This window comes from Pseudomonas sp. FW305-28 (genome assembly GCF_017351395.1).
Taxonomy (GTDB): Bacteria; Pseudomonadota; Gammaproteobacteria; order Pseudomonadales; family Pseudomonadaceae; genus Aquipseudomonas; species Aquipseudomonas fluorescens_AA.
The window spans coordinates 1-25,378 of record NZ_JACNDD010000098.1; the positions used below are offsets into that span (position 1 = coordinate 1).

Annotated in this window: 24 protein-coding genes; 20 read left to right on the forward strand and 4 right to left on the reverse strand. The window is 61.1% G+C overall.

From position 1 onward, the window contains the following. Positions 1-194 precede the first annotated feature (194 nt). From tcyJ to J4E53_RS21025, 11 genes are all read left to right on the forward strand, one after another. The gene (gene tcyJ / locus J4E53_RS20975) at positions 195-995 is read left to right on the forward strand and encodes a cystine ABC transporter substrate-binding protein (RefSeq protein ID WP_103311386.1); all 801 of its coding nucleotides are present in this window, start codon (positions 195-197) and stop codon (positions 993-995) included. Further along, entirely contained in the window at positions 995-1,660 is a 666-nt protein-coding gene (tcyL, locus tag J4E53_RS20980) for a cystine ABC transporter permease (protein ID WP_060739686.1), read from the forward strand. The genes tcyJ and tcyL overlap by 1 nt, the downstream gene beginning before the upstream one ends. Positions 1,661-1,663: 3 nt before the next feature. Next, the gene (tcyN, locus tag J4E53_RS20985; protein ID WP_072409216.1) at positions 1,664-2,425 is read left to right on the forward strand and encodes an L-cystine ABC transporter ATP-binding protein TcyN; all 762 of its coding nucleotides are present in this window, start codon (positions 1,664-1,666) and stop codon (positions 2,423-2,425) included. 507 nt (positions 2,426-2,932) lie between these two features. Beyond that, entirely contained in the window at positions 2,933-3,703 is a 771-nt protein-coding gene (locus tag J4E53_RS20990; RefSeq protein ID WP_103311384.1) for a hypothetical protein, read from the forward strand. 333 nt (positions 3,704-4,036) lie between these two features. After that, positions 4,037-5,278 carry an SfnB family sulfur acquisition oxidoreductase gene (locus tag J4E53_RS20995; RefSeq protein WP_103310226.1) on the forward strand — a complete coding sequence of 414 codons (1,242 nt, stop codon included), beginning with the start codon at positions 4,037-4,039 and terminating at the stop codon, positions 5,276-5,278. A 23-nt stretch (positions 5,279-5,301) separates the two neighbouring features. After that, on the forward strand, positions 5,302-6,495 hold the full coding sequence (locus tag J4E53_RS21000) for an SfnB family sulfur acquisition oxidoreductase (RefSeq protein ID WP_060739690.1): 1,194 nt from the start codon (positions 5,302-5,304) through the stop codon (positions 6,493-6,495). Next, positions 6,495-7,877 carry an LLM class flavin-dependent oxidoreductase gene (locus tag J4E53_RS21005; RefSeq protein ID WP_103310228.1) on the forward strand — a complete coding sequence of 461 codons (1,383 nt, stop codon included), beginning with the start codon at positions 6,495-6,497 and terminating at the stop codon, positions 7,875-7,877. Before J4E53_RS21000 ends, J4E53_RS21005 begins: the two co-directional genes overlap by 1 nt. A gap of 14 nt (positions 7,878-7,891) precedes the next feature. Beyond that, a complete protein-coding gene (locus J4E53_RS21010) occupies positions 7,892-8,701 on the forward strand; it encodes a MetQ/NlpA family ABC transporter substrate-binding protein (RefSeq protein ID WP_092329978.1) in 810 nt (269 codons plus the stop codon). A gap of 1 nt (position 8,702) precedes the next feature. Then, complete coding sequence (locus tag J4E53_RS21015) at positions 8,703-9,827, forward strand: methionine ABC transporter ATP-binding protein (RefSeq protein WP_103310230.1); 1,125 nt, start codon at positions 8,703-8,705, stop codon at positions 9,825-9,827. Further along, positions 9,817-10,461: a methionine ABC transporter permease gene (locus J4E53_RS21020; RefSeq protein ID WP_025211262.1), complete on the forward strand. Its 645-nt coding sequence runs from the start codon at positions 9,817-9,819 to the stop codon at positions 10,459-10,461. The genes J4E53_RS21015 and J4E53_RS21020 overlap by 11 nt, the downstream gene beginning before the upstream one ends. Before the next feature lie 163 nt (positions 10,462-10,624). Further along, positions 10,625-11,254: a bifunctional 2-polyprenyl-6-hydroxyphenol methylase/3-demethylubiquinol 3-O-methyltransferase UbiG gene (locus tag J4E53_RS21025; RefSeq protein WP_103310232.1), complete on the forward strand. Its 630-nt coding sequence runs from the start codon at positions 10,625-10,627 to the stop codon at positions 11,252-11,254. A 160-nt stretch (positions 11,255-11,414) separates the two neighbouring features. Here J4E53_RS21025 and J4E53_RS21030 read toward each other — a convergent pair whose 3' ends face one another. Next, on the reverse strand, positions 11,415-11,984 hold the full coding sequence (locus J4E53_RS21030; RefSeq protein ID WP_060739695.1) for a transporter substrate-binding domain-containing protein: 570 nt from the start codon (positions 11,982-11,984) through the stop codon (positions 11,415-11,417). A gap of 133 nt (positions 11,985-12,117) precedes the next feature. On the opposite strand from J4E53_RS21030, the gene J4E53_RS21035 reads away from it, so the two are divergent. Beyond that, positions 12,118-12,543 (forward strand): DUF4399 domain-containing protein, encoded by a 426-nt coding sequence (locus J4E53_RS21035; RefSeq protein WP_060743095.1) that lies wholly within the window; start codon positions 12,118-12,120, stop codon positions 12,541-12,543. 207 nt (positions 12,544-12,750) lie between these two features. Here the strand turns inward: J4E53_RS21035 and serA are convergent, their stop codons facing one another. Then, the gene (gene serA / locus J4E53_RS21040) at positions 12,751-13,980 is read right to left on the reverse strand and encodes a phosphoglycerate dehydrogenase (protein ID WP_025211258.1); all 1,230 of its coding nucleotides are present in this window, start codon (positions 13,978-13,980) and stop codon (positions 12,751-12,753) included. A gap of 205 nt (positions 13,981-14,185) precedes the next feature. Here serA and J4E53_RS21045 point away from each other — a divergent pair, with 205 nt between their 5' ends. From J4E53_RS21045 to J4E53_RS21060, 4 genes are all read left to right on the forward strand, one after another. After that, positions 14,186-15,580, forward strand: coding sequence for an FAD-binding oxidoreductase (locus J4E53_RS21045; RefSeq protein ID WP_103310234.1), 1,395 nt, complete (start codon positions 14,186-14,188; stop codon positions 15,578-15,580). Between the two features lie 41 nt (positions 15,581-15,621). Next, a complete protein-coding gene (locus J4E53_RS21050) occupies positions 15,622-16,287 on the forward strand; it encodes a fumarylacetoacetate hydrolase family protein (RefSeq protein WP_103310236.1) in 666 nt (221 codons plus the stop codon). A 231-nt stretch (positions 16,288-16,518) separates the two neighbouring features. Beyond that, positions 16,519-17,451: an SdiA-regulated domain-containing protein gene (locus tag J4E53_RS21055; protein ID WP_103310238.1), complete on the forward strand. Its 933-nt coding sequence runs from the start codon at positions 16,519-16,521 to the stop codon at positions 17,449-17,451. Between the two features lie 121 nt (positions 17,452-17,572). Next, positions 17,573-18,487 carry an SdiA-regulated domain-containing protein gene (locus J4E53_RS21060; RefSeq protein ID WP_060739699.1) on the forward strand — a complete coding sequence of 305 codons (915 nt, stop codon included), beginning with the start codon at positions 17,573-17,575 and terminating at the stop codon, positions 18,485-18,487. A 141-nt stretch (positions 18,488-18,628) separates the two neighbouring features. Here the strand turns inward: J4E53_RS21060 and rpiA are convergent, their stop codons facing one another. Then, positions 18,629-19,303 carry a ribose-5-phosphate isomerase RpiA gene (rpiA, locus tag J4E53_RS21065; protein ID WP_060739700.1) on the reverse strand — a complete coding sequence of 225 codons (675 nt, stop codon included), beginning with the start codon at positions 19,301-19,303 and terminating at the stop codon, positions 18,629-18,631. 253 nt (positions 19,304-19,556) lie between these two features. Between rpiA and ilvA the strand changes: the two genes are divergently transcribed. Continuing rightward, entirely contained in the window at positions 19,557-21,071 is a 1,515-nt protein-coding gene (ilvA, locus tag J4E53_RS21070; RefSeq protein ID WP_060739701.1) for a threonine ammonia-lyase, biosynthetic, read from the forward strand. Between the two features lie 184 nt (positions 21,072-21,255). Continuing rightward, positions 21,256-21,684 carry a DUF2269 family protein gene (locus J4E53_RS21075; protein ID WP_060739702.1) on the forward strand — a complete coding sequence of 143 codons (429 nt, stop codon included), beginning with the start codon at positions 21,256-21,258 and terminating at the stop codon, positions 21,682-21,684. A gap of 106 nt (positions 21,685-21,790) precedes the next feature. Here J4E53_RS21075 and J4E53_RS21080 read toward each other — a convergent pair whose 3' ends face one another. Then, positions 21,791-22,447, reverse strand: a complete 657-nt coding sequence (locus tag J4E53_RS21080; RefSeq protein ID WP_103310240.1) for an HAD family phosphatase — start codon at positions 22,445-22,447, stop codon at positions 21,791-21,793. A gap of 143 nt (positions 22,448-22,590) precedes the next feature. Here J4E53_RS21080 and J4E53_RS21085 point away from each other — a divergent pair, with 143 nt between their 5' ends. Then, positions 22,591-23,070: an RNA pyrophosphohydrolase gene (locus tag J4E53_RS21085; RefSeq protein WP_003186867.1), complete on the forward strand. Its 480-nt coding sequence runs from the start codon at positions 22,591-22,593 to the stop codon at positions 23,068-23,070. 22 nt (positions 23,071-23,092) lie between these two features. Next, positions 23,093-25,372, forward strand: a complete 2,280-nt coding sequence (ptsP, locus tag J4E53_RS21090) for a phosphoenolpyruvate--protein phosphotransferase (protein WP_053180992.1) — start codon at positions 23,093-23,095, stop codon at positions 25,370-25,372. Positions 25,373-25,378: the final 6 nt, after the last annotated feature.

Genomic DNA, 25,378 nt, shown 5'->3' on the forward strand with positions numbered 1-25,378 from the left:
ATTCCAAACAGGCATATATGGTTGATTTAATATTATTTTCCAATCTATAAAAGCCAACTTATAGTCTCGCCGCAGGCGTATTTGCCGCGAGACGCCCAGGTTGCTTTAAGGCAGGATGTGGCAATCTTTTCGGATCGCGGCTACGCCTTATCTCAGCCAAAATATCTCTTCATAAGAAAACACAGGGGCTTGTCATGAATTTTTCCGCATTACGTCGCAACCTGTTGCTCGGTTCGCTGGGCCTGGCATTGAGCGCCGGGCTGTTGGGGCAAGCGGTTGCCGGTGAGCAACTGCAAAAAATCAAGGATGCCGGTGAAATCAAGATCGGCCTGGAAGGCACTTATCCACCGTTCAGCTTCGTTGATGACAGCGGCAAGCTGACCGGCTTCGAAGTGGAATTCTCCGAAGCCCTGGCCAAGGAATTGGGTGTGAAGGTCAAGCTACAGACGACCCCATGGGCCGGCATCCTCGCGGCGTTGGAATCCAAGCGTCTGGACGCAGTGGTCAACCAGGTGACCATCTCCGAGGAGCGTAAGAAAAAGTATGACTTCTCCGAGCCGTACACCGTTTCCGGGATTCAAGCGCTGGTACTGACCAAGAAAGCCGACGAGCTGAACATCAAGAAGGCCGCTGACCTGGACGGTAAGAAAGTCGGCGTGGGCTTGGGCACCAACTACGAACAGTGGGTAAAAGCTGAAGTACCGGGCGCCCAAGTCAAAACCTACGATGACGACCCAACCAAGTTCCAGGACCTGCGCGTCGGCCGTATCGATACCATCCTGATCGACCGTCTGGCCGCACTGGAATACGCCAAGAAAGCCAAGGACACCACCGTCACCAGCGAAGCCTTCTCCCGCCAGGAAGCCGGTATTGCCCTGCGCAAAGGCGAGCCCGAACTGCTGGCAGCCGTGAACAAGGCCATCGAGAAACTGCGCGCCGACGGTACGCTGAAGAAACTTTCGGAAAAATACTTCAGCGCTGACGTTACTCAATAATGGAAGCAGCTCTTCAACTCGCACTGGACTCCGCGCCCTTTTTGCTCAAGGGCGCGTATTACACGGTCATCCTCAGCCTGGGCGGCATGTTTTTCGGCTTGCTGCTGGGGTTCGGCCTGGCGCTGATGCGCCTGTCGCGCTTCAAACTGGTGAGCTGGATTGCCCGCATCTACGTGTCGTTCTTTCGCGGCACGCCGTTGCTGGTGCAGTTGTTCGTGATCTATTACGGGTTGCCGCAACTGGGCATCGAGCTGGATCCGCTGCCTGCGGCGCTGATCGGCTTCTCGCTGAACATGGCCGCCTATGCGTGTGAAATCCTGCGGGCCGCCATCAGCTCCATCGAGCGCGGCCAGTGGGAAGCGGCGGCGAGTATCGGCATGACCCGCGCCCAGACCCTGCGCCGGGCCATCCTGCCGCAAGCCGCACGCACGGCCCTGCCACCGTTGGGCAACAGTTTCATTTCCCTGGTCAAGGACACCGCGCTGGCGGCGACCATCCAGGTGCCGGAGCTGTTCCGCCAGGCGCAGTTGATCACCGCGCGAACCTTCGAAATCTTCACCATGTACCTTGCCGCCGCGCTGATCTATTGGGTTCTTGCCACCGTGCTCTCGCACCTGCAGAACGTCCTGGAAGCCCGGGTCAATCGGCATGACCAGGAGTCCTGACCCATGATTGTCGTGGAAAAACTGACAAAGCAGTTCAAGGGTCAGGTGGTGCTCAACGGCATCGACCTGAAGATCGAAGAAGGCGAAGTGGTTGCGATCATCGGCCCCAGCGGCTCGGGCAAGACGACGTTCCTGCGCTGCCTGAACTTCCTCGAAGAGCCTACCAGTGGCCGGATCAAGGTCGGCGACATCGAGATCGATGGCAGTCGTCCGCTGAACCAGCAACAAGGCCTGGTGCGCCGTTTGCGCCAGCAGGTGGGCTTCGTGTTCCAGAACTTCAACCTGTTTCCCCACCGCACCGCCTTGGAAAATGTCACCGAAGGCCCGCAGGTGGTGAAGAAAATTCCCCGCGCCGACGCCGAAGCCCTGGGGCGCAAGCTGTTGGCCAAGGTCGGGCTGGCCGGCAAGGAAAACGCCTACCCACGGCGCCTTTCCGGCGGCCAGCAACAGCGCGTGGCGATTGCCCGGGCGTTGGCGATGGAACCAGCGGTGATCCTGTTCGACGAGCCGACCTCGGCCCTCGATCCGGAGCTGGTAGGCGAGGTCCTGGCAACCATTCGCGGCCTGGCCGAAGAAAAGCGCACCATGGTTATCGTGACCCACGAAATGGGCTTCGCCCGGGACGTGGCCAACCGTGTGGTGTTTTTCGACAAAGGCGTGATCGTCGAACAAGGCGAAGCCAAGGCCTTGTTTGCGGCCCCCAAGGAAGAACGCACGCGACAGTTCCTCAGCAAGTTCCTCTCTGCCGGACACGGCGACCAGTAAATCCAGTGTTATCACTTCCAGGGATGGAAGTGAGGCCGCCGCACAACTAACACGACATCGCCTTTCTTTTATCCGAACGACACAACTTGCAATTTACACCCGACTAAAAGCCTCCGTTTTTATATAGGAAGTAACCTATATATAACTCTCGCAACATTTTCCCTCCAGCCACCTCACAAACTTAGTTGTCAGGCGCGGCTTCTAGCCCTTTTCGAAAAAGCCGACGCGCCTAGGAAATTGGCCTGCCGCGCCGCGCATTCTTAACATGCACACGTAGGACGTTTCTGAAGCCTTTCACAACGAGTTATTAAGCAATCGGCTCTATTGACACTGAAACTGTAGAGCCCTTATCTAGTTCCCGACAGGCGACGCACCGTATTTTAGTTTGCGCAGTGACTAAGCGCAGACAGCCCCTATGACTACACCCATAACATATACATCGCGATGATCTATCGCCTTTTGATCTTCCCGAAACGGACTTAGTTTTCAAGCATCAAGGAGAACACCATGACATGTAAGTCGAAGAGTCCTGAACTGGCCGCCCCCACACTGGCCAATGCCCACCCTACTGGCATCAATATCACCAACGCCGCTCACCTGGAGGTGGCTATTGCGCCTTACCCCGGCATGGACACCGGTGACCTGATCGAACTGTTCTGGGACAACTGCTACGTCGGTTCGCGCGTGCTGTCCCAGGCCGACGTGCTGGGCAACATCACGATGCGGGTCCCGGAGAGCTTCATCGTCAACGGCACCTCGCGCATCCATTATCGGGTGATGCAGGTCGGACGCGGGCCGGCGCTGTCGGCCAAGCAACAGGTGCTGGTGAAGCTCGATTGCCCCGGCGGCCAACCGTTGGCCCTGAGCGGCGATGAAAACCAGGGCTTGGCGCCGGTGCGCATTCCCACCACCATCCGGCGCCAAGGGGTGAACCCGAGCCAGATCAAACGCGGCGTACCGCTGACCATCGAACCCTACCTGAACATGGCCGTCGGCGATGCCGTGACCCTGCGCTGGGGCGATGTGCGCATGGACCTGCCTGCGCTCACCGCCAGCGAGGTCGGCCAGCCGATCAATATCTGGGTCCCGCCGCAGATCATCCTGGAGGCGGGAGAAGACCTGCGCCTGGAAGTGACCTACTGCATCCTCGACCGCGTGGGCAACAATTCCCACTGGGCACCGCCACGGACGTTGAGGATCGGTTGCGCCAATCCCTATCCGAAGAAGCCCTCGAAAGAGGCCCTCATGGCCGCTGAACCGCGACATCGAGCGCCTTGATACAGAGCGCTTTGGTGGCAAGGGCGCTTGCTCCCGCTTGGGTGCGCAGCGCCCACCGGTAACAGAAGGGTTGCTGCGCAACCCAGCGGGAGCAAGCTCCCTCGCCACAGAGGACTCCTTCCAATTGAATCTAACCTATATATATTCCTAAAAGTTAGTTCAAAAATAATTTACACACGCTTAGGGTATATAAACCGGACCACCGGACATTCTAGATTTTTGCTCGCCGTCTTCATCGCGGCGTTTCTTGAGATGTGAGGTGGGTATGGAACGGAACACAATCGCCCCAGTGCAGTATGCCAAGGCACTGCCCGCAGCCACGGAGTGGCTGTAATGTCGGATTTGGCGCAAGCAAAGGTCCAGAGCGACCAGGACATCGCCCCCCTGCTGTTGCCCGCGCAGGTGTTGCGCAACGATGCCGAGGCGATCAAAGCCGCCCATGAACTGGCACAGGTCGCCCGCCAGCAAGCCGCGCGTCGTGACCAGCAACGCAAGTTGCCTTGGGCGGAAATCGAGCAATTCACCCGCAGCGGACTGGGCAGCATCGCCGTTCCCCGGGCTTACGGCGGCCCGCAGGTTTCGTTCGTCACCCTGGCCGACGTGTTCGCAATCATTTCCGCCGCCGACCCGGCCCTGGGCCAGATCCCCCAGAACCAGTTCGGCGTGCTCCAGCTGATTCTCGGTACCGGTACCGAACGGCAAAAAAAAATCCTGTTGCAGAGCGTGCTCGAAGGCTGGCGCATCGGCAATGCCGGGCCCGAACGTGGCACTCGCAACACCCTTGAACTCAAGGCGCGGATCACCGCCGACGGCGACGGCTTCGTCATCAATGGCCAGAAGTTCTATTCCACTGGCGCACTGTTCGCTCACTGGGTCGCGGTCAAGGCACTGAATGACGAGGGCCGGCAAGTGCTGGCGTTCGTGCGGCGCGGCACCCCGGGCCTGCGGATCGTTGACGATTGGTCGGGCTTCGGCCAACGCACCACAGCCAGCGGCACCGTACTGCTGAACAATGTGCGGGTGGATGCCGAACTGGTACTGGAAAACTGGCGCATCAACGAAACGCCCGGTGTACAAGGGGCGATTTCCCAACTGATCCAGGCCGCCATCGATGCGGGCATTGCTCGTGGCGCCATCGACGATGCCATCGCCTTTGTGCGCGAACGGGCCCGGCCCTGGATCGACGCCAAGGTCGAGCGGGCCAGTGATGACCTCTACGTGATCGCCGACATCGGCAAGCTGAAAATCGAGTTGCACGCCGCCGAAGCGTTGCTGCGCAAGGCCGGACACGTATTGGACCAAGTCAGTGCCGCCCCCATCACCGCACAATCGTCCGCCCGCGCCTCGATTGCCGTGGCCGAAGCCAAGGCACTCACCACCGAGATCGCCCTGCAAGCCAGCGAAAAACTGTTCGAGCTGGCCGGCAGCCGCGCCACCCTCGCCGAATTCAATCTTGACCGCCACTGGCGCAACGCACGGGTCCATACCCTGCACGATCCGGTGCGCTGGAAGTATCACGCGGTGGGCGCCTACCACCTGAACGGCACCTTGCCGGCCCGGCATTCCTGGATCTGACGACCCGACCTCTGGAGCAGTACATGACATTTTCTCAACACGTCGCGGTGATCACCAGCGATGAACAAGCCCTGATCGTGGCCAGTGACCTGGCCGATGACTTCAAGCGCGACAGTGCCCTGCGCGACCGCGAGCGGCGCTTGCCGTACCCGGAACTGGAGGCCTTCTCCCGCTCTGGCCTGTGGGGCATCAGTGTACCCAAGGCCTATGGCGGCGCCGGGGTGTCCAACGTTACCCTGGCCAAAGTTATTGCGCTGATTTCCCAGGCCGATGGCTCGCTGGGGCAGATTCCGCAAAATCATTTCTACGCCCTGGAGGTACTGCGGGTAAACGGAACTGAAGCGCAAAAACAACGCCTGTACGCCGAAGTGCTCGCCGGGCAGCGTTTTGGTAACGCCCTGGCCGAACTTGGCACCAAGACTGCCCATGACCGCACCACCCAACTGCGCCGCGACGGCGAGGGCTATCGCATCAACGGCCGCAAGTTCTACGCCACGGGGGCGATCTACGCCCAGCGTATCCCCACCTCGGTGGTGGATGAAAACGGCGTGCAACAACTGGCGTTCGTCCCTCGCGACAGCAAAGGCCTGACGGTGATCGACGACTGGAGCGGTTTCGGCCAGCGCACCACGGGCAGTGGCTCGGTGGTGTTTGAAAACGTGTATGTCGCCGCCGACGACATCGTGCCCTTCCAAAGTGCTTTCGAACGTCCCACACCGGTGGGGCCACTGGCGCAGATTCTTCACGCCGCCATCGACACCGGCATCGCCCGCGCCGCCTATGAAGACGCCTTGCATTTTGTCCGCAGCAAAACCCGTCCCTGGATCGATGCCACCAGCGACGTCGCCACCGAAGACCCGCACACCCTCAAGAGTTTCGGCCAACTGAGCATCCGCCTGCATGCCACCGAAGCCCTGTTGGAACGCGCCGGTGAATTCCTCGACCGGGCCCAGGCCGACACCGGGGCCGACACGGTCGCCGCCGCCTCGATTGCCGTGGCCGAAGCCCGTGCCATCAGCACCGAAATATCCCTGGCCGCCAGCAGCACGCTGTTCGAATTGGCCGGCAGCCAGGCGACCCTGGCCGAACATGGCCTCGACCGTCACTGGCGCAACGCCCGGGTGCACACCCTGCATGACCCGGTGCGCTGGAAATACCACGCCGTGGGCAACTTCTACCTCAACGACGAAAAACCGCCGCTGCGGGGGACCATCTGATGGCGGCCGGCAAGAAAAAGATCCTGCTCAACGCGTTCAACATGAACTGCATCGGGCACATCAACCATGGGCTGTGGACTCATCCCCAGGACACTTCTACTCAGTTCAACACCCTCGAATACTGGACCGCCCTGGCGCAATTGCTCGAGCGCGGGTTGTTCGACGGGTTGTTCATCGCCGACATCGTTGGCGTCTATGACGTGTACCAACAGTCGGTGGATGTCACGCTCAAGGAGTCGATTCAACTGCCGGTCAATGACCCATTGCTGCTGGTCTCCGCGATGGCCGCCGTGACGAAAAACCTGGGCTTCGGCCTCACCGCCAACCTGACCTACGAACCGCCCTACCTGTTTGCCCGACGCATGAGCACCCTCGACCACCTGAGTCGCGGCCGGGTCGGCTGGAACATCGTCACCGGCTACCTGGACAGCGCCGCCAAAGCCATGGGCCTGACGGCGCAAGTCGAGCATGACCGCCGCTACGACCAGGCCGATGAATACCTGCAAGTGCTCTACAAACTGTGGGAGGGCAGTTGGGAAAACGACGCTGTGATCAACGACCGCGAGCAGCGGATCTATGCCCAACCGGAGAAAGTGCACAAGGTCCGCCACCAAGGCGAGTTCTACCAGGTCGAGGGCTATCACCTATGCGAACCGTCGCCCCAACGCACCCCGGTGCTGTTCCAGGCCGGCAGTTCCGAGCGTGGTTTGCTGTTCGCCGGGCGGCACGCCGAGTGCGTGTTCATCAGCGGCCAGAACAAACCGGCGACCAAGGCCCAGGTGGACAAGGTCCGCGCCAGTGCCATCGAGGCCGGACGCAACCCCGGGGACATCAAGGTGTTCATGGGCCTGAACGTGATCGTCGGCGAGACCGAGGCGGCCGCCTGGGCCAAGCATGCCGAGTACCTCAGCTACGCCAGTGCCGAAGCCGGGGTGGCGCATTTTTCCGCGTCGACGGGGATCGATTTTTCCCAGTACGAACTGGACGAGCCGATCCAGTACGTCAAGAGCAACGCCATCCAGTCCGCCACCAAGACCCTGCAGAACAACGACTGGACCCGGCGCAAATTGTTGCAGCAACACGCCTTGGGCGGTCGCTACATCACGGTGGTGGGTTCGCCCGAACAGGTGGCCGATGAGCTGGAGTCGTGGATTGCCGAAACCGGCCTCGATGGCTTCAACCTGACTCGCATCGTGACGCCGCAAAGCTACGTGGACTTCATCGACCTGGTGATCCCCGAACTGCAGCGACGCGGCTCGTACAAGACCGGATACGACAACGGCACCTTGCGGGAAAAGCTGTTCCGCGCAGAGGCCCATCTACCCGAACAACACACCGGTTCGACCTACCGCCAAAAAGCGCACGGCTCAATTAATCAATGACTGGAATAACCGACATGACCACGCAACTCCTGACCCTGCCAGTCAAAGCACTGGCCCTGGCCCTCGGCCTGTTCAGCTCGGCGCTGTTTGCCGCCGACGCACCGTTGAAGATCGGCACCACCGCCGCGTTCGCCATTCCCCTGGAGGCAGCGGTCGAAGAAGCCGGCAAGCAAGGCCTGAAGGTCGAACTGGTGGAGTTCAGCGACTGGATCGCGCCCAACGTCAGCCTGGCCTCCGGTGACATCGACGTGAATTACTTCCAGCACATCCCGTTTCTGGAAAACGCCAAGGCCGCCGCCGGGTTCGACCTGGTGCCGTTTGCGCCGGGGATCATCAACAACGTCGGCCTCTATTCGAAAAAATACAAAAGCTTCGACGAACTGCCCGAAGGCGCCAGCGTCGCCATTGCCAACGACCCGATCAACAGCGGTCGCGGCCTGCAACTGCTGGCCAAGGCCGGGCTGATCAGCCTCAAGCCGGGCGTCGGCTACAAGGCCACCGAAGACGACATCGTCGCCAACCCGAAGAAACTCAAGATCCTGCAAGTCGAAGCGGTGCAACTGGTGCGCGCCTATGAAGACGCCGACCTGGTACAGGGCTACCCGGCCTACATCCGCCTGGCCAAGACCTTCGATGCCAGCTCGGCCTTGCTGTTCGACGGCCTCGATCACAAGGAATACGTGATTCAGTTCGTGATCCAGCCCAAGAGCCAGAACGATCCACGGCTGATCAAGTTCGTCGACATCTACCAGCACTCGCCAGTCGTGCGCGCCGCCCTGGACAAGGCCCACGGAAAGCTCTACCAGGCCGGTTGGGAAGGCTGACATGAACGCCGTCAACGCGCGACTGCGCGACGAAGCCCCCGCGCCGCAAAGCGCCGACCAGACTGAACTGCATCCAGAGTTGAACCGTGCCCACGTGCGCTTCATCGGCCTGGGCAAGACCTACAACGGCAGCCAGGGCCCGGTGGCCGCGCTGCAGGGCATCGACCTGGCGATCCAGCGCGGCGAAGTGTTCGGCATCATCGGCCGCAGCGGTGCTGGCAAGTCTTCGCTGATCCGCACCATCAACCGGCTCGAACAACCCACCAGTGGCCGGGTGTTGATCGACCGGGTGGACATCGGCGAGTTCGATGAAGACCGCCTGGTGGCGCTGCGTCGGCGCATCGGCATGATCTTCCAGCACTTCAACCTGATGTCGGCCAAGACCGTGTGGCAGAACGTCGAACTGCCGCTCAAGGTCGCCGGTGTGCCCAAGGAGCAGCGCCAGCGCAAAGTCAGCGAGCTGTTGGAGCTGGTGGGGCTGCACGGCAAGCACAAGGCCTACCCGGCGCAGCTTTCGGGCGGGCAGAAGCAACGCGTCGGGATTGCCCGGGCGCTGGTGCATGACCCGCAGATTCTGTTGTGCGACGAGGCCACCTCGGCCCTGGACCCGGAGACCACCCAGTCGATCCTCGGCCTGCTGCGCGAGATCAACCAGCGGCTGGGCCTGACCATCGTCTTGATCACCCATGAAATGGCGGTGATTCGCGAAGTCTGCGACCGGGTGGTGGTGCTTGAGCAGGGGCGGATCGTCGAGCAGGGACCGGTCTGGGAAGTCTTCGGCAACCCGCAACACGAGGTCAGCCGGACGCTGCTGGCGCCGTTGCAACACGCCATCCCGGAAGAACTGCAAAGTCGCCTGCAGGTGCTGCCGGCATCGGCGGACGCGGCTACGGTGCTGCGCCTGCAATTCACCGGCATAGATCGCGAGGAACCGGATCTTGCCGCCTTGTTCAGCGCCCTCGGTGGGCGAGTGCGCTTGCTGCACGGCGGCATCGAACGAATTCAGGGTCACGGGCTGGGGCAATTGCTGCTGGCCGTGAGCGGTTCGTCGTGGGGCGCCGAGGAACTGCGGCAACGGGCGGGCAATTGGGCGCAACGGGTGGAGGTGCTGGGTTATGTGGTTTGATCGGTTGCTGCAAGGTTTCATCGACACGTTCCTGATGGTCGGCGTGTCATCGTTGATCGCGCTGCTGGCGGGCATCCCGCTGGCGGTGATCCTGGTCACCAGCGGCAAGGGCGGGATCTATGAAGCGCCGGCCTTGAACCGGGCCCTGGGCGCGTTCGTGAACCTGTTCCGCTCGATACCATTCCTGATTCTGATGGTGGCGCTGATTCCGTTCACCCGGCTGATCGTCGGCACCACCTATGGCGTGTGGGCCGCGGTCGTACCGCTGACCATCGCCGCCACGCCATTCTTCGCCCGTATCGCCGAAGTCAGCCTGCGGGAAGTCGACCATGGCCTGATCGAAGCGGCCCAGGCCATGGGTTGCCGCCGCTGGCACATCGTCTGGCATGTACTGCTGCCCGAAGCCCTGCCGGGCATCGTCGGCGGTTTCACCATCACGCTGGTGACCATGATCAACTCCTCGGCCATGGCCGGGGCCATCGGTGCTGGTGGCCTGGGCGACATCGCCTACCGCTATGGCTACCAGCGTTTCGACAGCCAGATCATGCTCACGGTGATCGTGTTGCTGGTGGCGTTGGTCGCTGTGATCCAATTGGGGGGTGACCGCCTGGCGCGGGGCTTGAACAAGCGCTGAGTTTGTAGGGACTGTGGGAGCACAGCTTGCTCGCGAACAGGCGACATGGTTTCAACTTCAATACCGTGTCATCGTTCATCGCGAGCAAGCTTTGCTCCCACAGGGGGTGACCCGTGGATGTGCGGTATAGTCAGCCCAACGTTTCCCACCCAAGCCAATACCCATGAAACACACCGCCGACGACCTGCACACCATCACCGCCACGACCCTGAGCCATTACAACGCCGTGGCAGAAAGCTTCCGCGAAGGCACCCGCGACCATGATGTCAGCCAGAACATCGACGCCTTGCTGCGCCATATCCAGGGCCAGGCACCGCTGCACATCCTGGATTTCGGCTGCGGTCCGGGGCGCGACCTGCGCACATTCACAGCCATGGGCCATGTCGCGGTCGGCCTCGACGGTTCAGCGGAATTTGCCCGCATGGCACGCCAGGACAGCGGTTGTGAGGTGTGGCAGCAGGACTTCCTGGAACTCGACCTGCCGGCCGAACGCTTTGACGGGATTTTCGCCAACGCGGTGCTGTTTCATGTCCCCGTCCAGGAACTGCCTCGGGTACTCAAGCAACTGCACACCACGCTCAAGCCCGGCGGCGTGTTGTTCAGCTCCAACCCTCGGGGCGAAAACCAGGAAGGCTGGAACGGCCAGCGCTTCGGCGCCTATCACGACCTCGCGGCCTGGCGCACATTGCTCACGCAAGCGGGTTTTGTAGAGCTGGAGCATTATTACCGGCCGGCGGGGCTGCCGCGGGAGCAACAGCCTTGGTTGGCGAGTGTCTGGCGCAGACCTGCTTAGGATTCGAGGGCGCCATCGCGAGCAAGCTCGCTCCCACACTCGATCAGTTCCGAACTCATGATCTGTGAGCACCGCAGCTCCCATGTGGGAGCGAGCTTGCTCGCGATAGCGGTCCAACAGTCAATGAAGCTTGATGGCTTGGCCTCATCGCCTGGAAGCTTCACTCCTGTTTTTTCAACCACTTCTGCGACAACTGCTCCAGCCTCCCGTCATCCTTGATACGCGTCAGGGCGTTATCCAGGCTGGCCTTGAACGCCGGGTTGCCCTTCTGGAACGGAATCACCAGGCTCGGCGGCGGGCCGCTCTTCTCTTCTTCCGGTTGGAACGACTGCGCCATGACCAACGGACGCTGCGGCTCCTCCTTGCTCGCCAGCAATTGTGCATCCGGATGGCTGTAAGCGGCACTGAGGTCGAAACGTTCGGCCAGTTCCGGGGTCATTGCTATGTGGTTGATGGCAACGTCGTACTTGCCACTCTCCACACCGGGCAGCAGATCCCCGGCATCGGTGACCACGAAATCGGGCCGTACATCGAGTTCCGCCGCGAGCATTTCACCCAGTTCTACTTCGAAGCCGGTGAGTTTGCCGTCTTCCTTGAAGTTGAAGGGCGCGGTGTTGGCCTCAAGGGCAATGCGCAGTTCGCCACGGTCATTGATGTCATCGATCAGTTCGGCATGAGCCAGGGGGCTCAAAAGGGGTAGCAGGCAAATCAGGCCAGGCAGAAAGCGCATGGTCACTCCTTTGTATTTATACAAGCGACGCTCGTTTCAGGCTCGCTTTGCTATGGTTGTTGCAGGCTTCGACAACGATTGGTCATGAAGTTGTGATGGCCAGGCGGATTTCATGGAAAAACTGGAGAAAAAAATGAAAAGCTTTATGTCTCGTGCCGCGTTGGCCGGTCTGTTATTGGGCGCTTCGATGCTGGCAAGCGCCGCGACACCGGCGCCTAAAGGTGCTGAAGTGTTCATCGTTTCCCCGGCAGACGGCGACACCGTCGCCCAGGAATTCACGGTCAAGTTCGGCGTCAAGGACATCGCCCTGGCCCCCGCCGGCGATGTGACCAAGAACACTGGCCATCACCATTTGCTGATCGATGTCGACACGTTGCCTGCGGCAGGCGCAGCGATTCCAAACGACGCCAACCACATGCACTTCGGCAAGGCACAGACCCAGGCCACCATCAAACTGGCCCCGGGCAAGCACACCTTGCAATTGATCCTGGGCGACAGTGGCCACATGCCGTTCGAGCCGTCGATCGTGTCCGAGAAAATCACTGTCAACGTGAAATAACGCCTGACTGGCTGACACAACACAACCCGGTGGGAGCGAGCTTGCTCGCGATAGCGGTGTGTCAGTGAATGGATCGGCCAACTGGACCGACGCTATCGCGAGCAAGCTCGCTCCCACAGGTTATGTGCTCGACAAAAAAACGGGAGCCCTTGCGAGGCTCCCGTTTTTTATTGCACGCCGCACTCGACAAGCGGCTGGATACTGCGCTTAGAACAACACGCGGCAACGAATCGTGCCATTGATGTGCTGCAGCTTCTCTTGCGCCAGGTCCGAGTATTCGGCGTCGACGTCGATCACGACGTAGCCGACTTTCTCGTTGGTCTGCAGGAACTGACCGGAAATGTTGATGCCGTTTTCGGCGAAGACCTTGTTGATCTCGCTCATCACACCCGGGATGTTCTCGTGGATGTGCAGCAGGCGATGCTTGCCAGGGTGGGCCGGCAGGGCCACTTCCGGGAAGTTCACCGACGATACCGACGTACCGTTGTCGCTGTACTTGACCAGCTTCTCCGCCACTTCCAGGCCGATGTTGGCTTGGGCTTCAGCGGTGGAACCGCCGATGTGCGGGGTCAGGATCACGTTGTCCAGGCCACGCAGCGGGCTTTCGAAGATGTCGTCGTTGGAGCGTGGCTCCACCGGGAACACGTCGATGGCGGCGCCGATCAGGTGCTTGTCCTTGATCGCTTCGGCCAGGGCGTCGAGCTTGACCACGGTGCCACGCGCGGCGTTGATCAGGATCCCGCCCTTCTTGATGGCACGGATTTCCTTCTCGCCGATCATCCACTGGGTGGCGGCGGTTTCCGGTACGTGCAGGGTCACGATGTCGGACATGCCCAGCAGCTCGTGCAAGTCGTTGACCTGGGTGGCGTTGCCCAGGGGCAGCTTGGTCACGGTGTCGTAGAAGAACACTTGCATGCCCAGGCCTTCAGCCAGTACCGACAACTGCGTGCCGATCGAGCCGTAGCCGACGATACCCAGCTTCTTGCCGCGGATTTCGAAGGAGTTGGCCGCGCTCTTGATCCAGCCACCACGGTGGCAGGAAGCGTTCTTCTCAGGGATGCCGCGCAGCAGCAGGATCGCTTCGGCCAGCACCAGCTCGGCGACGGAACGGGTGTTGGAGTACGGCGCGTTGAACACCGCGATACCGCGCTCGCGAGCCGCGTTGAGGTCAACCTGGTTGGTGCCGATGCAGAAGCAGCCGACCGCCACCAGTTTCTTGGCGTGGTCGAAGATCTCTTCGGTCAGTTGAGTACGGGAGCGAATGCCGATGAAGTGAGCATCGGCGATCTTTTCCTTGAGCTGGGCTTCCGGCAGAGAACTGGTGATGTACTCGATGCTGGTGTAGCCCGCCGACTTGAGGACGTCGACAGCCGATTGGTGGACGCCTTCGAGAAGAAGGAACTTGATCTTGCTCTTATCGAGAGAAGTCTTGCTCATCTGCGTAAACCTGTGTCCCGGAGAAAAATGGCAGGGAATCGGACAGCGCATGCTGGCCCGACCGGCGTGACAGCCGTCGCCGCAGAACAGCCGTTGGGCACTACGCTGCGGGGTCGGTATGCTAGCATACGCACCCCGCTAAACACTCATTCCTGCGACGTGAAGCGTTCTCAGGATGACCATGAATTGTTCGAGAGTTCTATCGATGACCCATCCTGCCGTGATAGATGAGCTGAAGACCCTGGTTGAGCCTGGCAAGGTCCTGACCGATGCCGACTCCCTGAACGCTTACGGCAAGGATTGGACCAAACATTTCGCCCCGGCGCCTTCGGCCATTGTCTTTCCCAAGACCACCGAACAGGTCCAGGCCATCGTGCGCTGGGCCAATGCGCACAAAATCGCGCTGGTGCCATCGGGCGGGCGCACCGGGCTGTCCGCCGCGGCCGTGGCCGCCAACGGCGAAGTCGTGGTGTCATTCGACTACATGAACCAGATTCTCGACGTGAACCTGACCGACCGTACTGCCGTGTGCCAGCCGGGCGTGGTCACCGAACAGCTGCAGAACCAGGCTGAGGAATATGGCCTGTACTACCCGGTGGACTTCGCTTCGGCAGGTTCCAGCCAGATTGGCGGCAATATCGGCACCAATGCCGGCGGTATCAAGGTCATTCGCTACGGCATGACTCGCAACTGGGTGGCAGGCATGAAGGTCGTCACCGGCAAGGGCGACCTGCTGGAGCTGAACAAGGACCTGATCAAGAACGCCACCGGCTACGACTTGCGGCAGCTGTTCATCGGCGCCGAGGGCACCCTGGGCTTCGTGGTCGAGGCCACCATGCGCCTGGACCGTGCGCCGAAAAACCTCACCGCCATGGTGCTCGGCACCCCGGACTTCGACTCGATCATGCCGGTGCTGCACGCTTTCCAAGGCAAGCTGGACCTGACCGCCTTCGAATTCTTCTCCGACAAGGCCCTGGCCAAGGTCCTCGGTCGTGGCGACGTTCCGGCACCGTTCGAAACCGACTGCCCGTTCTACGCCTTGCTGGAATTCGAAGCCACCACCGAAGAGGTCGCCAACCACGCCCTGGAAACCTTCGAGCACTGCGTGGAGCAGGGCTGGGTGCTGGACGGTGTGATGAGCCAGAGCGAAACCCAACTGCAGAACCTGTGGAAGCTGCGCGAGTACATCTCCGAAACCATTTCCCACTGGACGCCGTACAAGAACGACATTTCGGTGACTGTCTCGAAAGTCCCGGCCTTCTTGCGGGAAATCGACGCGATCGTCGGCGAACACTACCCGGATTTCGAAATCGTCTGGTTCGGCCACATCGGCGACGGCAACCTGCACTTGAATATCCTCAAGCCGGAAAACCTCAGCAAGGATGAGTTTTTCGCCAAGTGCGCGACCGTGAACAAATGGGTCTTTGAAACCGTCGAGAAGTACAACGGCTCGATTTCCGCCGAACACGGCGTGGGCATGACCAAGCGCGACTACCTGACCTATAGTCGTTCGCCGGTAGAAATCGAATACATGAAAGCCGTGAAGGCCGTCTTCGACCCGAACGGCATCATGAACCCGGGCAAGATTTTCCCGATTTGATACCTAAAACACCTGATGAACCCCAGAAGCAGGAGTCGGTAATGAGCTATCAGCACCAGTATGTCGACGGTACACGTATTCATTTCCCGGTGGGGAAAGTGGTGTGCATTGGCCGTAACTACGCCGAACATGCAAAGGAACTGGACAACCCGGTGCCCACCGAACCCTTGCTGTTCATCAAGCCGGGCAGTTGTGTGGTGCCACTGGAAGGCGGCTTCAGCATTCCTGCCGACCGTGGCTCGGTGCACTACGAGGCGGAAATCGCCGTACTGATCGGCAAGCCGCTGTCCACCAAGCCCAGCGCTGAAGAAGTACTGGACGCGATCTCCGGCTTCGCCCCGGCCCTGGACCTGACCCTGCGGGACAAACAGGCCGAGCTCAAGGCCAAGGGCCTGCCCTGGGAGATTGCCAAGTCCTTTGACGGCGCGGCGGTGATTGCCCCCTTTGTTTCGAACGCCACATTTGCCGACCTGACCGACATTCCCGTGCGCTTGACCATCAACGGTGAAGTGCGCCAGGACGGCAACAGCAGCCTGATGCTCAACCCCATCGTGCCGATGATCCAATACATGGCCGGTTGCTTCTCGCTGCAGGCCGGCGACGTGATCCTCACCGGCACCCCGGCAGGCGTCGGGCCGCTGAATGCAGGCGATGAGCTGATCCTGGAACTGCCAGGGACGAGCCGCTTCGAAAGCAGCGTTCGCTAACGGCCAACCTTTGCCTCCTTGTGGGAGCGAGCTTGCTCGCGATAGCGGTGTGTCAGCCAACATCCCTGTTGAAGGTGATGGCCTCATCGCGAGCAAGCTCGCTCCCACAGGTATGTATCGCGCATATGCGATCATTTACCGTTTTTTTCACATGCCATCCGGATAATTCCGGGGAATGCGGCATCTGAGCCAGCCACTCCCCTAGCCGAATTTTCTGGAACGCATTCCCCGATGGCCAAAACCCAAGCACTGCCTGCTGCCAAACCTGCCCGCCGCTCGCGCTTCGCCCTGCCCTGGTATGCCTGGTCGCTGTTGGCGGTGGCCGCAGCCTATGGCCTGGCGTTTGCGATGCATTGGGACGACCGCGGTCTGCTTTGGCTATCGGAACACTTCCAGAGCCCGGCCCAGCGCCAGGAAAGCATCTGGTTGCCGGACTACCGCGCCGTGATCGACGCCAAGCCGCTACCGGGCATGGAGAAGGACGAAGCATCCGATGTGGCCTACAACCCACAGACCAAGACTCTGTTCGCGGTCATGGGCAAGAACCCGCTCCTGGTGGAACTGAGCCTGCAGGGCGACGTGCTGCGCAAGATGCCTTTGGTGGGCTGGAACAACCCTGAAGGCGTGACCTGCATGACCAATGGCCTGCTGGCGATTACCGACGAGCGCAATCACATGTTGTCGATCGTCCAGGTGGATGCCAACACCCGCGAACTGAACAGCACTGACTTTCCTCATTATGATCTGGGCGCCTCGCAGAACCAGAACAAAGGGTTCGAAGCAATCGCCTGGGACCCGCGCAACCAGCAACTGGTGCTCGGCGAAGAACGTCCGCCGGCACTGTTCACCTGGAAAAGCGATGGCAGCCAACTGCTCAAGGGCGACAAGCAGATCCACGTCAGCAATGAACTGGACCTGCGCAACCTCTCGGCATTGGCGATCGACCCGCGTACCGGCCATACGCTGGTGCTTTCGGCCGACTCCCACCTGCTGCTGGAACTGGACGAAAAAGGCGAGCAAGTCAGCTTCATGACCTTGCTGGGTGGCTTCAACGGCCTGAAAGACACGATCCCTCGCGCCGAAGGCGTCACCATCGACGATGCCGGCAACCTGTACATAGTCAGCGAGCCGAATCTGTTCTATCGTCTCGAAAAACAGCGCTGACAGGACTAACTCTGTAAGGTAAGTTCCCTTTCGTTGTAGGGTGTGGCACACCGCCATTAAGTTTCAGTTCAGGCAGCCGTGGTATTTCCACTCACCTGTTCTCATCCGAGCCCACCCCAACATGCGTCGACTCGCCCGTCCCAAACCCGTGATTCTGATATTGCTGACGCTGGCGCTGATCTTCCTGATCGCCGCCGGCCAGTATTTGCGCCTGTTCGAACGCGCCTGGTTCAACCTCCACACCTATTGGAAACCCATCAGCGAAGAAACCATCGCCCTGGACCAATACCGGGTCACGGTGGAGGCGCAGGTGATCGACGGGCTGGACGATGACGTTTCCGCGCTGACGTTCGATCCGATCCGCAAGAGCCTGTTCACCGTGACCAATAAAAACGCCGAGATGATCGAGCTGTCGCTGGACGGCAAGATTTTGCGGCGCATCGCCCTGATCGGCTTTGGCGATCCGGAGGCGGTGGAATTCATCAGCGAAGACACTTACGTCATCACTGACGAACGCCAGCAGCGCCTGATCAAGATTCATTTGGAGGACGACACCCAATTCCTTGACGCCGCCGACGCCGAGCAAATGACCCTCGGCGTGCACATGAGCGGCAACAAGGGGTTCGAAGGGCTGGCCTACGACTCAGTGGGCAAACGCCTGTTCGTGGCCAAGGAACGCGACCCGATGCTGATTTATGAAGTGCATGGGTTTCCCCACCACAATCCGGAAAAATCCTACGCGGTCCATGTGATCAACAACCCCAAGCGCGATGCGGGGCTGTTCGTGCGCGACCTTTCAAGCCTGCAATACGATGAACGCAGCGGTCACTTGCTGGCGCTGTCCGATGAATCGCGGTTGATTATCGAATTGGATATCGACGGCCGGCCGTTGAGCACGCTGTCGTTGAGCAAGGGTGGCCAGGGCCTGCAAAAAACCGTGCCCCAGGCCGAAGGCCTGGCCATGGACGACGATGGCAACCTGTACCTGGTGAGCGAGCCGAACCTGTTCTATGTGTTCAAGAAGCCACAGCCTTGATGCACCACAAAACCTAATGTGGGAGCGAGCTTGCTCGCGATGGCGGTGTGTCAGCCAACATCAATGTGTCGGATAGACCGCTATCGCGAGCAAGCTCGCTCCCACAGGGACTGCTTCACTCAAAAGAACTGTTTCGCCAACTTACTCAGCCCGCAGGGTCTTCACCCCTTCAGCGGTTCCCAGCAACAGCACATCCGCCGGACGCGCCGCGAACAGACCATTGGTGACCACGCCCACGATGGCGTTGATCTGGCTTTCCAGCTCCACCGGGTTGGTGATCTGCAGGTTGTGCACGTCCAGGATGATATTGCCGTTATCGGTCAGCACGCCTTCGCGGTACACCGGGTCGCCGCCCAGCTTCACCAGTTGCCGGGCCACGTGGCTGCGGGCCATGGGAATGACTTCCACCGGCAATGGGAATGCGCCCAGCACCGGCACCAGCTTGCTGGCGTCGGCGATGCAGATGAAGGTCTTGGCCACCGCCGCGACGATCTTCTCGCGGGTCAAGGCCGCGCCGCCGCCCTTGATCAGGTTCAGGTGCGCGTCGCTTTCGTCGGCGCCGTCGATGTAGAACTCCAGGTCACTGACGGTATTGAGCTCGTACACCGGGATCCCGTGGCCCTTGAGGCGCGCGGCAGTCGCTTCGGAGCTGGCGACCGCGCCGTCGAACGCGCCCTTGTGTTGCGCCAGCGCATCGATGAAGCAATTGGCCGTGGAGCCGGTGCCGACCCCGACGACGCTCTTGTCATCCAGTTTCGGGAGGATGAGGTCGACGGCGGCCTGGGCCACGGCCTGTTTGAGTTGATCCTGGGTCATGCGGGCTCCGAAGGTGCCGAGAGGGAACGAAAGGCCGGCATTATAGGCGTAGAAACCGTGGCGAGGGAGCTTGCTCCCGCTTGAGTGCGAAGCGCTCATCGCTTTTTCTGGGGCCGCTGCGCGGCCCAACGGGAGTAGGCACCCTCGCCAGCGGGGGCTCGCTGCCTTCAAACCCCTTAATTCGTGTGGTCGCCCGGCCAAAAGCCGGGTTAGACTCCTTGGCCCTGCCCAACCCGCTCAGTGATGCTTTCCGATGCTTGAACAGTACGTCAAAAAGATCCTCACCTCGCGCGTTTACGACGTTGCCGTAGAAACCCCGCTGCAGACCGCTCGCCAGCTCTCCGAGCGGCTGGGCAACAGCATTTTGCTCAAGCGTGAAGACTTGCAGCCGGTGTTCTCGTTCAAGATTCGCGGGGCCTACAACAAGCTGACCCAGCTCAGCGACGAAGAGCGCGCCCGCGGCGTGGTCACGGCTTCGGCGGGCAACCACGCCCAGGGCCTGGCCCTGGCGGCCAAGGTGCTGGGGGTCAAGGCCACCATCGTGATGCCCAAGACCACGCCGGAAATCAAGGTCGAAGGCGTGCGCTCCCGTGGTGGCAAAGTGGTACTGCACGGCGATTCGTTCCCCGAAGCCCTGGCCTATTCGCTGAAACTGGTGGACGAAAAGGGCTACGTCTACATCCACCCGTATGACGACCCCCACACCATTGCCGGGCAGGGCACGGTGGCGATGGAGATCCTGCGCCAGCACCCTGGACGCCTGGATGCGATTTTCGTCCCGGTGGGCGGTGGCGGGCTGATTGCCGGGATCGCGGCCTACGTGAAATACCTGCGCCCGGACATCAAGATCATCGGCGTCGAACCGGACGACTCCAATTGCCTGCAAGCGGCCATGGCCGCGGGCGAGCGCGTGGTGCTGCCGACCGTGGGGCTGTTCGCCGACGGCGTTGCCGTGGCGCAGATCGGCCAGCACACCTTTGATATCTGCAAGCATCATGTGGATGAAGTGATCACCGTCAGTACCGACGAAATCTGCGCCGCCATCAAGGATATCTACGACGATACCCGCTCGATCACCGAACCTGCCGGCGCCCTGGGCGTGGCCGGGATCAAGAAATACGTCGAGTCACGGGGCATCAGCGGCCAGACCCTGGTGGCCATCGACTCCGGTGCCAACGTCAACTTCGACCGCTTGCGCCACGTCGCCGAGCGCGCCGAGCTGGGCGAAGGTCGCGAAGCGATCATCGCCGTGACCATCCCCGAGCAGCCGGGCAGCTTCAAGGCGTTCTGCGAAGCCGTCGGCAAGCGCCAGATCACCGAATTCAACTATCGCTACAACACCGGCAGTGAAGCGCACATTTTCGTCGGCGTGCAGACCCACCCGGAAAACGACCCGCGCAGCGCGCTGATCGCCAGCCTGACCGAACAAGGCTTCCCGGTGCTGGACCTGACCGACAATGAGCTGGCCAAGTTGCACATCCGCCACATGGTCGGTGGGCATGCGGCCCATGTCATCGATGAAGTGGTGCTGCGCTTCGAGTTCCCGGAGCGCCCCGGCGCGCTGTTCAACTTTCTCAACAAGCTGGGTGGGCGCTGGAATATCTCGATGTTCCACTACCGCAACCATGGCGCCGCGGACGGCCGCGTGGTCGCGGGGCTGCAAGTGCCTCACGATGAACGCCACCTGGTACCGGCGGCCCTGGAGGAAATCGGCTATCCGTACTGGGATGAAAGTGACAACCCGGCGTATCAGCTGTTCCTGGGGTGAACCCATAATTGCGGCTGTTTGGACCTGTGGCGAGGGAGCTTCTGTGGGAGCAAAGCTTGCTCGCGACACAGACGTCTCGCTTCCAAGGCAAACCGCGTCAGCTTCGTCGCGGGCAAGCCTTGCTCCCACAACTCCCTCGCCACGGGGGTCTAAGCTGTTGAGCACGTCATAAGGAAATCGAACGATGGAAACGTTAACCGCGCTGAAAATCGCTCACGTCGTCGCCACGGTGTTGCTGTTGGCAGGTGCCCTGGGGCTGGCCGTCTGGGTCTGGCGCACGCGACGCAACGGCGACGCCACGGCGGCCGCGCGCACGCTGCAACGGCCGCGACTGTTCGTCTGGCTGGTGATGATCCTGGCACTGGCGAGCCTGCCCTTTACCGGCTGGTGGATGGTTCATCAAGTCGGCTGGCCACTGGGCCAGACCTGGCTGCTGGCTTCCAGCGTGCTCTACACCGTGGCGGCGCTGGCCGGGTTCTGGCTATTGGTACGGTTGAACAGACTGCGCAAGCTGCCGACGGCGGGCAACGGCAAATTTACCTTGGCCCTGGCGCTGTTCAGCGTCGTCTGCTTTATCGCCATTGCGGGGTTGATGGGGGCCAAGCCGGTTTAAGGCTTTGGACCGTGTCGCTTTCATCGCGAGCAAGCTCGCTCCCACAAGAGGTTGCGTGATCGACGCAAATCCCCTGTGGGAGCGAGCTTGCTCGCGATAGCCATTTTCAGCCGCGCAACGAAATCACCGGCCAACCCCGCCTCTCGGCCTCGGCCCGAAGATTCGGATCCGGATCCACCGCCACCGGGTGCGTCACCACCTCCAGCAACGGCAAGTCATTCATCGAGTCGCTATAGAAATAGCTGTTCTCCAGGGAATGCCCAGTTTCTTCCAGCCAACGGTTGAGGCGCGTCACCTTGCCCTCGCGAAAACACGGGATGTCGGTGCTGCGGCCGCTGTAGCGCCCGTCGACCATCTCGCATTCGGTGGCGATCAGGGTTTCGACGCCCAGGCGCTCGGCAATCGGCGCGGTGACGAAGCGGTTGGTGGCGGTAATGATCACCAGCTTGTCGCCAGCGTCACGGTGCTTTTCCAGCAGTTCGATGGCCTGGGGCAATACGATCGGCTCGATGCAGTCGCGCATGTAGTCCTGGTGCCACTGGGCCAGCACGTGCATTTCGGTACGGCCGAGGATTTCCAGGCAAAAGTTCAGGTACTCGGCGTTGTCGAGCTTGCCGGCCAGGTAATCCTGGTAGAACGCGTCGTTGCGTGCCTTGTACGTGACAGCGTCCAGAAAACCGCGCTCACACAGGTAATCGCCCCACGCGTGGTCGCTGTCGCCGCCCAGCAATGTGTTATCCAAGTCGAATAAAGCCAGCCGCATTGCAGTTACTCGCTGAAAAATCTGAAGAAAGGCGTCCAGAATACGGACTTTTCACAAGAGTGCACATAAGCTAGGGGCGCTCGTTGCTGCTTTCACAACCTTTGTGGAACAATGCGGCGACATGCGTTTGCGAGGTTGTTGCCGTGATCGATCCCGATGGTTTCCGTCCCAATGTGGGGATCATTCTTACGAATGATGCTGGGCAGGTGCTATGGGCTCGCCGTATCAATCAAGACGCCTGGCAGTTTCCCCAGGGTGGGATCAACCCCCAGGAGACGCCGGAAGAGGCCTTGTACCGCGAGTTGAACGAAGAAGTGGGGCTTGAGCGAGAAGATGTCGAAATACTCGCCTGCACCCGAGGCTGGTTGCGCTATCGTTTGCCGCAACGCCTGGTCCGCACACACAGCCAACCGCTGTGCATCGGCCAGAAGCAGAAATGGTTTCTCCTGCGCCTGATCTCCAACGAGCAGCGGGTGCGGATGGATTTGACCGGTAAACCGGAGTTCGATGGCTGGCGCTGGGTCAGCTATTGGTATCCGTTGGGCCAGGTGGTGACATTCAAGCGCGAAGTGTATCGACGCGCTCTCAAAGAGCTTGCCCCGCGCCTGCTGACGCGCGACTGACGACGGAGTTCGACCCCGAGCCATGCTCAATACGCTGCGCAAGATCGTCCAGGAAGTTAACTCCGCCAAGGATCTCAAGGCGGCGTTGGGGATTATTGTATTGCGCGTCAAAGAGGCCATGGGCAGCCAGGTCTGCTCGGTCTACCTGCTGGACCCCGAGACCAACCGTTTCGTGCTGATGGCCACCGAGGGCTTGAACAAGCGCTCCATTGGCAAGGTCAGCATGGCCCCCAATGAAGGCCTGGTCGGCCTGGTCGGCACGCGCGAAGAACCCCTGAACCTCGAAAACGCCGCGGATCACCCGCGCTACCGCTACTTTGCCGAAACGGGCGAAGAGCGTTATGCCTCGTTCCTCGGCGCACCGATCATCCACCACCGCCGCGTCGTCGGCGTGTTGGTCATCCAGCAAAAAGAGCGCCGCCAGTTCGACGAAGGTGAAGAAGCCTTCCTCGTGACCATGAGCGCGCAATTGGCCGGCGTTATCGCCCACGCCGAGGCCACCGGCTCGATCAGCGGCCTGGGTCGCCAGGGCAAGGGCATCCAGGAAGCCAAGTTCGTCGGCGTGCCGGGTTCGCCGGGCGCGGCGGTGGGCACGGCCGTGGTCATGTTGCCGCCTGCCGACCTCGACGTGGTGCCGGACAAGACCATCACCGACATCAACGCCGAGCTGGGCCTGTTCAAGACCGCCATCGAAGGCGTGCGGGCCGACATGCGGGCCCTGTCGGCCAAGCTGGCGACGCAGTTGCGCCCTGAAGAGCGCGCGCTGTTCGACGTTTACCTGATGATGCTCGACGATGCCTCCCTGGGCAGCGAAGTGACCACCGTCATCAAGACCGGCCAGTGGGCCCAGGGCGCGCTGCGCCAGGTGGTGACCGACCACGTCAACCGCTTCGAACTGATGGACGACGCCTACCTGCGCGAGCGCGCCTCGGACGTCAAGGACCTTGGCCGCCGGTTGCTGGCCTACTTGCAGCAGGAGCGCCAGCAGACCCTGGTCTACCCCGACAACACCATCCTGGTCAGTGAAGAGCTGACCCCGGCCATGCTCGGCGAAGTGCCCGAAGGCAAGCTGGCGGGGCTGGTTTCGGTATTGGGCTCGGGCAACTCCCACGTGGCGATCCTGGCCCGGGCCATGGGCATTCCGACGGTGATGGGCCTGGTGGACCTGCCGTATTCCAAGGTCGACGGCATCCAGATGATCGTCGATGGCTACCACGGCGAGGTCTACACCAACCCCAGCGACGTCCTGCGCAAGCAGTTTGCCGACGTGGTGGAGGAAGAAAAGCAACTGTCCCTGGGACTGGATGCGCTGCGGGACCTGCCGTGCGTGACCCTCGACGGCCACCGCATGCCCTTGTGGGTCAACACCGGCCTGCTGGCCGACGTGGCCCGGGCGCAGAAGCGTGGGGCCGAGGGTGTGGGCCTGTACCGCACCGAAGTGCCGTTCATGATCAACCAGCGCTTCCCCAGCGAAAAGGAACAGTTGGCGATCTACCGCGAACAACTGGCCGCGTTCCACCCGCAACCGGTGACCATGCGCAGCCTGGACATCGGCGGCGACAAGTCCCTGTCCTACTTCCCGATCAAGGAAGACAACCCGTTCCTCGGCTGGCGCGGCATCCGCGTGACGCTCGACCACCCGGAAATCTTCCTGGTCCAGGCCCGCGCCATGCTCAAGGCCAGCGAGGGCCTGAACAACCTGCGCATCCTGTTGCCGATGATCTCCGGCACCCATGAACTGGAAGAAGCCCTGCACCTCATCCACCGGGCCTGGGGCGAAGTGCGCGACGAAGGCACCGACGTGCCGATGCCGCCGGTGGGGGTGATGATCGAGATCCCCGCGGCGGTGTACCAGACCAAGGAACTGGCACGGCAGGTGGACTTCCTGTCGGTGGGCTCCAACGACCTGACCCAGTACCTGCTGGCCGTGGACCGTAACAACCCACGGGTTGCCGACCTGTACGACTACCTGCACCCGGCGGTGCTGCAAGCCCTGCAGAACGTGGTGCGTGACGCCCATGCCGAAGGCAAGCCGGTGAGCATCTGCGGTGAGATGGCCGGCGACCCGGCGGCCGCGGTGCTGCTGATGGCGATGGGGTTCGACAGCCTGTCGATGAACGCCACCAACCTGCCGAAAGTGAAGTGGATGCTGCGCCAGATCAACCTCAGCAAGGCCCAGGAATTGCTGGCGGAAGTGATGACCATCGACAATCCGCAGGTGATCCACAGCTCCCTGCAACTGGCGCTGAAGAACCTTGGGTTGGCGCGGATGATCAATCCGGCTTCGAACAAGACGCTCTGATCCTGC